Genomic DNA, 8,199 nt, shown 5'->3' with positions numbered 1-8,199 from the left:
CACTTCTACTACTTCTTTATCACACATCAGCAAAGTCCCAGGGCATGTAACCGGCACCAAAGAATATATGGTTATGTCCTTTTTTTGCATAAAGCATGGAATTGACAGTGAAAAAGAAAAAATCTTTTTTACAATACAGCTCCAGATTTCCAAGTATTCCAGCCGGAATGAAGCAGGTGAAAATCAGGCACAGCTGAAAGCAGCAGCACAGGATGCGATCAAGTGCTTTGAACGGATCAGTTGTGTACAGATTTCTGATAAGGAAGGTCTTTTGGAGGCATTGTTACAGCATTTACAGCCGGCGGTATACCGGATCCGGTATCATTATCATGTGCAGCCTGATATCTCAGATATGATTCTTCCAAAATATCAGTATTTGCACGAAATCGTAAAGCTGTCTGTATTTCCATTGGAAACGTTGCTTGGAGAAACAATGCCGGATCGTGAAACGATTTACATAACCGCATTGATTGGAGCATGGCTGCGAAAGGAAGGCCTTCTGGGAACCATGCAGCCAAGAAAAAAAGCAGTTGTTGTATGCAGCAATGGAATTACAGTGTCGCATTTTTTACACATTACATTGGAAGAAATGTTTCCGGAAATTGAATTTACAGCTTGCCTTTCCATCCGTGGATTCGAAGAATATCAGAAAGATTTCCAGATTGTTTTTACAACGACAAGATTAAACACAGACAAAATTCAGTTTGTGGTAACCCCTTCATTTAATGAGTACACAGGAAAGATTTTTCGTCAAAAAGTACTTCGGGAGCTGGAGGAAGTCAGCTATGAAAATGTAACGACAGAAGGGATTATGGCTTTGATAGAGCGTTATGCAGTCGTTCAGGAACGGGATAAACTGGAAAAAAGCCTGCACCAGTATTTGTCATCATTTTCCGGAAAAGCATATCCGGAATTGCGGAATGAAGGACTTTGCCTGCGGGATCTGCTGAAGCCGGAAAATATAGAATTTGCGGCGGAGATTTATCCATGGGATGAGGCAATTCGAAATGCGTCCAATGTTTTATGGGAAAACGGAAGCATTGAGCTGCGCTATATTAATAAGATGATCCGGCTGATTCAGGAAAATCAGCCATATATCATGCTGGCGGATGGTGTGATTGTTGCGCATGCAGGTGTAGATGACGGAGTAGCCAGGCCCGCAATGTCACTTTACCGAATGCCAGAGAGAATATCAATAAATGGATATATGGACGCAGATATCATTATGGTTTTGGCTACTCCGGATAAAACGATCCATTTAACAGCGTTGTATCAGCTGATTCATCTTCTGGAAAATGAAGTTAACTTAAATAAGATCCGGATGGCTGAAAACACAGAGAAACTGGTACAGCTGATTGAATGGGAAAGCAGTCTGAAAATATAGGATGGAGGAATTGTGGATATGTCAGATGCATTACAAAAAGCAAAAGAGGAAGTCTTATGGGGCTGCCGTCTGATGGTGGAAAGAGGTTATCTGTTAGGAACAGTTGGAAATCTGAGTGCCAGAGCGGATGGGACAGATCTGGTCGTTATCACACCGACAAGTCTGCCATATGATACGATGACAGAAGAGGATCTGGTCGTGGTAAATATGAATGGAGAGATAGTCTCAGGAAAGCACCAGCCATCTATTGAGTGTTCCATGCATTTGGGGGTATATTGGGCACGTCCGGAACTTCGGGCCCTGGTACATACCCATTCAAAATATGCAACGACGGTTAGTTTGATTAAGGGACTGGATATTATGCCGGCAATTGACACCGAACAGTCTCTGTATCTGGGTGGAGATATTAATATTGTTCCGTTTGCATTTCCCGGATCCAAAGAACTGGCTGAATATGTAAAGGATGGAATTGGAACCACTGCCGGGCTTCTGATGGCAAATCATGGAGCGTTAGGAGTAGGGATTTCCATGAAAGATGCAGTAATTGCATCCGATATTATTGAACGCAACAGCGAGATGTATCTGCTGTTAAAAGCGGGAGGATTCGATTATAAACCAATGACAGAGGATTATAAGGTGTTTGTAAAAGAAAAATCAAAAAAGAAGCGTCAGGTTATTAGTGCTTAACAGAGAGAGTTGAAAAGGGGCTGCCACAAAATCATCCATATGAGATGATTTTGTGACAGCCCCTTTGATTTATTAGTGCAAATCTACCGTACTATTGAGTTCTTGTGCCATTTCCTGCCAATGGTCCATTCTGCGCTTTAATTCAGCCTTACTTTCTTCATCCTCACGGAATCTGCAAAGATCCCGATGATGTTTGACAGAATTGTGTCAGAACCTGCACCTCTGACATTTGACGAGGATGGAAATCTGTTTTAAAAAAGGCGGCCTACCGGGCCGCCTTTACTGCATTTTGGATTGCCTCTGCCATGACTTCTGCCGCCAGTGTTCCGGCAACATTTAAGTCTGCTTCTACGGTTCCGATGGAGGCGGCATAGATGGAATCGCCATCGGCCATGGTGCCTACCGGGTTAATGCAGCGTGCGTAGCCGCTGCGAGCCATGGAAGCAATTTTGCTTAATTCTGCTTTGGAAAACGCGCCGTTGGTGATAATAGCACCGATGGTGGTATTGGCTTTGCTGTTTGGATCGTGTTGGAATTGGTCGGTTCTCTGGCTGAATTTGTAAAGCTCTTCCAGTGTATCAAAGAATCCGCTGCCATCTGGTTTTCTTGGACCGGCAATTTTTTCGCCGGTAGCCGGATTGAAGACATCGCCGAAGGCATTTAAGATTACAACTGCGGCAATCTTTAAGTTACCGATGGAGACTGCATACATGCCAAGACCGGTTTTGGTTGCTTTGTCGCGGCCATAGATTTTGCCAACACTGGCGCCGGTACCTCCGCCTAAGATGCCGGATACCGGATGCGGATGTTCTGCATCCTGACAGGCAGCATAGCCCATAGCAGCATCTGGTCGGATATCAGAACGTCCAATACTCAGGTCGTAGATACAGGACTGGCAGACTAACGGTACTTTTGCAAATCCGGTTTCATAACCAATACCGTGTTCTTCCAGATAGCGCATGACCCCGTCACTGGCAGCCAGGCCGAAGGCAGAGCCGCCGGAGAGTACAATGGCATTGAGCGGATTGTCAGCAGTGATGGGGGATGTAAGTGGCGTTTCCCGGGAAGCAGGTCCCCCTCCGCTGATATCAATACCGGCTTTTGCACCGTGGTCGAAGAGCAGAACCGTTACACCGGTCATGGCCTCATAATCCTGGGCGTTGCCGATGCGAAGACCCTCAAGATCAGTAATGGGAATCTCTCTGACAGAGTCGAATAATTTCATGATGAACCCTCCATGTTTGAAATAGTTAAGCCGCAGGATTCCTGCGGCTTATGAAATCGTTTCGTAATTGTTCAGTACCTTCACAGTCACGAGCAAAAATTCATGAAAAATATATAGCCCGTTTTTACTGACGGAATGCTGCAGCCAGTGCGCGGGATACGGCGCTGCCCAGAATGGTGCAGGCAACTGCCTCAATAGCACCCTGAACACCGACAAACAGAATCACGAAAATAAGCGGATTCGTTGCGCCGAGCTTGGTAACGATGCCCTGGATATACTCAGTATTATAGAAAAAGAGTACCAGAGAACTCATGAAGAACAGTGTGTTTAACAGCGGGCAGGACAGGCTTGCCACGATGAATGCACCGTTTTTGGAAAATTTCTTTACCAGCTGGAAAATCAGACCGCAGATCCATCCTTCGAGGATTCGCGGAACCAGGCAGGTAAATAACAGGCCGAACGGATTGATCTGCAGAAGTGCTGCACTGAAGGCAGAGCCGCCGGTTAATGCCATAGCCACGCTGGTCAGACCAAAAGCTGCGCCGCAGATGGCACCGGCTGTCGGTCCAAGAATGATGGCGCCGACGGCAACCGGAACGGTTAAAAAGGTGATGGTAAGTCCCGGAGTACGTAAGTAACCGAGCGGTGAGAAGGCCATAACGAAGATAATCGCTACCATAAGGGCCAGCTTCACCATAAAGGAAGTCCGGGAGTGGGAAAGTTCAGAGCTGATTTGGTTTTTTGTTGCTGTTTTCATTGTTTTCTCCTTTTTCGCTGATAAAACGGCATGCTCTGCCGCATCCCTGCGGAGTGCTTTTGTCCCCTGTTTTTCAGCATTTAAATTAGATTGATTGGGGATACAATGAACGGAAACTTAAGAAGGCAGACGGAAACAGGACAGAATAAAGAAGTGTGTTACGAGACACGCAGTGCGTGAAAGGTAACAGGAATACTGCTCCCTGTGAACGGATAGAAATGAGAACAAAGTTTGTTGCAGCCAAAATGGTCCGCACGGAATTCTCTTTCTTTTCGTAACTGCATAGACTTCATGCTTCTGTTCACGCGAGTGTTCCAGAAAACGGAATTTGCTGCAGTCACGGGTTTTTGTATGAATCGAGCGCAGTCTGTTGCGTCCGGCTGTAAAATGATACATTTTCCTAAGAATAACGTTCATCCTTACTATAGCATAAATCTTCCAAACCGCAAGTGTTTCTGGAGATACATAGGAATTTTTTGGATTTTATGATAGAATAAAATGGTATCCGTACTAATCTGGAAGAAACAAAACAGAAAGAAAAAGGAGCAAAATACTCCCATGGTTTCTGACGGAAAAGCTGGATGCGGAAAGAGAGGAAAGATTTCATGAAAAAAACAATCGCAACCCTGTTGGCCTGTGCCATGACTGCTACGGTTCTGACCGGATGCTCTGGCGCAGATAAGACGCAGACTTCTGCCGCAGAAACGATAGCAGAGCAGACAAGTGCTGATAAAACAGCGGAGGAGACCACAGAGGCACAAACAGGGGAAGAATCTGAAGCAGCGGATGCAGCAACGACCGGTGCACAGACACTCCGTGTTGGCTCGTTAAAGGGGCCGACCACCATTGGACTGGTATCCCTGATGGATGAGGCTTCCAAGGGCGAGTCCGAGGGAGCTTATGAGTTTACCATGGCGGCAGATGCTTCCGAGCTGGCAGCACAGGTGGTTTCTGGTGATCTGGATATTGCGCTGGTCCCGGCGAATCTGGCCAGTGTCCTGTATCAGAAAACCAAGCAGGGAATCGAGGTCATTGATATCAATACGCTGGGTGTGCTGTATGTAGTTTCTGCAGACGATTCTATCCATAACATTGCAGACCTGAAGGGAAAAACCATATACATGACCGGAAAAGGAACCACACCGGATTATGCACTTCAGTATCTGATCGGTGCAAACAGCATGACACCGGATGATGTGACGATCGAGTATAAATCTGAGGCAACGGAGGTCGCAGCGGTATTAAAAGAAAATCCGGATGCCATCGGCCTTCTGCCGCAGCCGTTCGTGACTGCAACCATGGCCCAGAATGAGAATTTAAAAATGGTCCTGAACCTGACAGAAGAGTGGGATAAGACCCAGCCGGAAAATGGAAGTTCTCTGGTGACTGGTGTTACGGTATGCCGCAAAGAGGTGCTTGAGCAGAATCCGGAAGAGGTGGAGACCTTTTTAAAGGAACACAAGGAATCTGCAGACTGGGTGAATACCAATGTAGCAGATGCAGCAGAGCTGGTAGCGGCAGCTGGTATCATCGAAAAGGCCCCGGTGGCCCAGAACGCAATTCCGTACTGCAGCATTGTCTGCATCGATGGGGAGGATATGAAGACCAGACTGTCCGGTTATCTGGAAGCTCTTTTTGAGCTAGATCCTTCTTCCGTAGGCGGCCAGGTACCGGATGACGGCTTCTATTACCTGCATGAGTAAGCGGAAGAAACGCTACTGTTCCCATGTTGCGCAAACGAAGAAACTGCTGATTATCTGCCTGTGGCTGGTATTCTGGCAGACATCAGCTTTCGTAGTGCACAATTCCATTATGCTTGTGGGGCCTTTCGAGGCCCTTCAGGCATTGTGGCGGCAGCTCCCGTCTGCAGATTTCTGGCGTTCTGTTTTTGGCTCCTTCAGCCGCATCAGCATCGGCTTTTTTTCGGCATTTGCAGCCGGGATACTGCTAGGTGCTCTTGCGTATGCAGTGCCGCTTCTGGAAGAAATCCTGGAACCGTTCATGCTGTTTCTGAAAGCAGTTCCGGTGGCATCCTTCATTATCCTTGTCTTAATCTGGGCCGGCTCTCGCAATCTCTCCGTGGTAATCTCGTTTCTGGTGGTATTGCCGGTCATCTATGTGAATACGATAGCCGGCCTGAAAAGCACGGACTGGAAACTTCTGGAGATGGCAGAGGTGTTCCATATGCCTGTGTGGAAGCGCATCCGCTTTATTTATCTGCCGGCGCTGATTCCGTATCTTTTAAGCGGCTGCCGCATTGCACTGGGGATGAGCTGGAAATCCGGCGCCGCAGCGGAGGTGATCGGACTGCCGGAGCACTCCATTGGTGAGCAGTTGTATCTGGCAAAAATCTATCTGGAGACGGCAGACCTGTTTGCCTGGACGCTGGTGATCATTCTGATCAGTGCGGTCTTTGAGCGGCTGGTACTGTTTTCATTATCCAGGTTATGTCCACAGAAAGGAGAGGGGAAGCATGAAGCTGCAGATTCATGACTTGTGCAAACAATTTGACGGACACTTGGTTCTGGATCATGTTTCCATGGAACTGGTGAGCGGGCATATCTACTGTCTTATGGCACCCTCCGGAACGGGAAAAACCACGTTGTTTCGGATCCTCATGGGGCTGGAACACGCAGACAGCGGTGAAATCATAGTACAAAGAAAAACAAAAGAAGCTGGCCAAGCGGCAGCTGAAAAAGTAGCAGATTGGCAGGAGAACGAAACGCTGCAGAATCTTTGCATCGGTGCCGTTTTTCAGGAAGATCGTCTGTGTGAGGCTTTTTCAGCAGTGGAAAATGTGCTCATGACGGCAGCCTCTTCCATGAGCCGGGCAGAAGCGGAGCGGGAACTCCGGGAGCTTTTGCCGCAGGAAGCACTGAACCGCCCGGTAGCCACCTTAAGTGGCGGCCAGAAACGGCGGGTGGCCCTTTGCCGTGCCCTCTGCGCACCATCGGACCTGTTGATCCTGGATGAGCCGTTTACCGGGCTGGATGCCGGGACCAGAATGGAAGGAATCCGTTATCTGCAAAAAAAGAGTGCTGGGAAGCTTACGCTTCTCAGCACACATCAGGAAGATGATATTCCCACCCTAAATGGAATCCGTATTACCATTTGAAAGGTGTTTTGTTTTAATAAGCGATGATCTCGTAACCATCTTCCGTTACCAGAACCTGGATCTCCCACTGGGCAGATGGCTTTCCGTCTTCGGTATACACGGTCCAGTCGTCATCTGCGTCAACGAAAACATCCGGTTTTCCCATGTTTACCATCGGCTCGATGGTGAACATCATACCCGGAACCATGAGCATTTCGGTGCCGCGCTCGGAAACATAGCTGACCCACGGCTCCTCATGGAACTGAATGCCAACGCCGTGACCGCCAATCTCGCGGACGACGCTATAGCCGTTTTCACGGACAAAGTCATGGATCGCAGCACCCATATCGCCCAGGAAATGCCACGGCTTTACTTCTTTTAAGCCAACCTCGATGCTCTGTTTGGTAATCTCCACCAGACGTTTTTTCTCCGGGGAGACATCGCCGATGCAGAACATACGGGAGGAATCGGAATAGTAGCCGTTTAAGATCGTAGAGCAGTCTACGTTGATGATATCGCCATCCTGCAGGACACGGTCCGGGTCCGGGATGCCGTGGCACACGACCTCGTTGATGGAGGTGCAGACACTTTTGGGGAAGCCTTCGAAATTTAATGGAGCCGGAATCGCACCGCGTTTGGTTGTCTCGTCGTAAACCCACTGGTCAATCTCCTCGGTGGTGACGCCAGCCTTGATGTGCGCTGCAACATAGTCCAGAACCTCGATGTTGACCTTTGCGCTGGCCTTGATCTTTTCAATCTGCTCCGGAGTCTTGATCATGTTGTGCTCCGGAACAATGCAGCCCTTGTTCTCGTACATCTTCAGCTTTTCATCGAAATCGTAGTGGCATTTTTTGTATTTGAGTCCGCTGCCGCACCAGCAGGGACTGTTTCTGTCGATCATATGCATGGGGAAACCTCTTTTCCTATTTTCTGTAACTGCGCAGATATGCACCGTTACATTTTTTCTATCATCAAGCGTAGCATGGAAATTTGGTTTGTCAAGTGAAAATGGCATTATTGAATAGAAAATAACAATTTAAGATATGGCAAGG

At 47.8% G+C, this 8,199-nt stretch carries 8 protein-coding genes; 5 read left to right on the top strand and 3 right to left on the bottom strand.

Annotated elements, in window-relative coordinates; genetic code table 11:
* Together DW922_RS10630 and DW922_RS10625 are read left to right on the top strand one after the other, a co-directional pair.
* A partial coding sequence (locus tag DW922_RS10630; protein WP_147353375.1) for a PTS sugar transporter subunit IIA occupies positions 1–1,384 on the top strand: 1,384 nt, incomplete at its 5' end.
* A gap of 18 nt (positions 1,385–1,402) precedes the next feature.
* On the top strand, positions 1,403–2,071 hold the full coding sequence (locus DW922_RS10625) for a class II aldolase/adducin family protein (protein WP_118726510.1): 669 nt from the start codon (positions 1,403–1,405) through the stop codon (positions 2,069–2,071).
* Between the two features lie 265 nt (positions 2,072–2,336).
* Here DW922_RS10625 and DW922_RS10620 read toward each other — a convergent pair whose 3' ends face one another.
* Positions 2,337–3,296: a P1 family peptidase gene (locus tag DW922_RS10620; RefSeq protein WP_118726509.1), complete on the bottom strand. Its 960-nt coding sequence runs from the start codon at positions 3,294–3,296 to the stop codon at positions 2,337–2,339.
* Positions 3,297–3,420: 124 nt separating this feature from the next.
* Positions 3,421–4,053 (bottom strand): ECF transporter S component, encoded by a 633-nt coding sequence (locus tag DW922_RS10615; protein WP_118726508.1) that lies wholly within the window; start codon positions 4,051–4,053, stop codon positions 3,421–3,423.
* A 605-nt stretch (positions 4,054–4,658) separates the two neighbouring features.
* On the opposite strand from DW922_RS10615, the gene DW922_RS10610 reads away from it, so the two are divergent.
* Genes DW922_RS10610 through DW922_RS10600 form a run of 3 tightly spaced genes read left to right on the top strand, consistent with a single transcriptional unit; the run spans position 4,659 to position 7,168 of the window.
* Complete coding sequence (locus DW922_RS10610; RefSeq protein ID WP_118726507.1) at positions 4,659–5,756, top strand: MqnA/MqnD/SBP family protein; 1,098 nt, start codon at positions 4,659–4,661, stop codon at positions 5,754–5,756.
* Positions 5,728–6,546 carry an ABC transporter permease subunit gene (locus tag DW922_RS10605; RefSeq protein WP_347560303.1) on the top strand — a complete coding sequence of 273 codons (819 nt, stop codon included), beginning with the start codon at positions 5,728–5,730 and terminating at the stop codon, positions 6,544–6,546. The genes DW922_RS10610 and DW922_RS10605 overlap by 29 nt, the downstream gene beginning before the upstream one ends.
* Positions 6,527–7,168 carry an ABC transporter ATP-binding protein gene (locus DW922_RS10600; RefSeq protein WP_118726506.1) on the top strand — a complete coding sequence of 214 codons (642 nt, stop codon included), beginning with the start codon at positions 6,527–6,529 and terminating at the stop codon, positions 7,166–7,168. The genes DW922_RS10605 and DW922_RS10600 overlap by 20 nt, the downstream gene beginning before the upstream one ends.
* Positions 7,169–7,181: 13 nt before the next feature.
* Here the strand turns inward: DW922_RS10600 and DW922_RS10595 are convergent, their stop codons facing one another.
* Positions 7,182–8,054: a methionyl aminopeptidase gene (locus DW922_RS10595; protein WP_118726505.1), complete on the bottom strand. Its 873-nt coding sequence runs from the start codon at positions 8,052–8,054 to the stop codon at positions 7,182–7,184.
* Positions 8,055–8,199: the final 145 nt, after the last annotated feature.

Source organism: Clostridium sp. AM42-4, assembly GCF_003480105.1.
GTDB lineage: Bacteria > Bacillota > Clostridia > Lachnospirales > Lachnospiraceae > Brotaphodocola.
The sequence above is the reverse complement of the archived record's forward strand: the minus strand, read 5'-3'. Positions and strand labels throughout refer to the sequence as shown.

What these genes read in the sequence shown, in the direction of transcription:
- DW922_RS10610 (WP_118726507.1), top strand. Translation starts at nt 4,659, where the DNA reads ATGAAAAAAACAATCGCAACCCTGTTGGCCTGTGCCATGACTGCTACG.
- DW922_RS10600 (WP_118726506.1), top strand. Translation starts at nt 6,527, where the DNA reads ATGAAGCTGCAGATTCATGACTTGTGCAAACAATTTGACGGACACTTG.
- DW922_RS10620 (WP_118726509.1), bottom strand. Translation starts at nt 3,296, where the DNA reads ATGAAATTATTCGACTCTGTCAGAGAGATTCCCATTACTGATCTTGAG.
- DW922_RS10595 (WP_118726505.1), bottom strand. Translation starts at nt 8,054, where the DNA reads ATGCATATGATCGACAGAAACAGTCCCTGCTGGTGCGGCAGCGGACTC.
- DW922_RS10605 (WP_347560303.1), top strand. Translation starts at nt 5,728, where the DNA reads ATGACGGCTTCTATTACCTGCATGAGTAAGCGGAAGAAACGCTACTGT.
- DW922_RS10625 (WP_118726510.1), top strand. Translation starts at nt 1,403, where the DNA reads ATGTCAGATGCATTACAAAAAGCAAAAGAGGAAGTCTTATGGGGCTGC.
- DW922_RS10615 (WP_118726508.1), bottom strand. Translation starts at nt 4,053, where the DNA reads ATGAAAACAGCAACAAAAAACCAAATCAGCTCTGAACTTTCCCACTCC.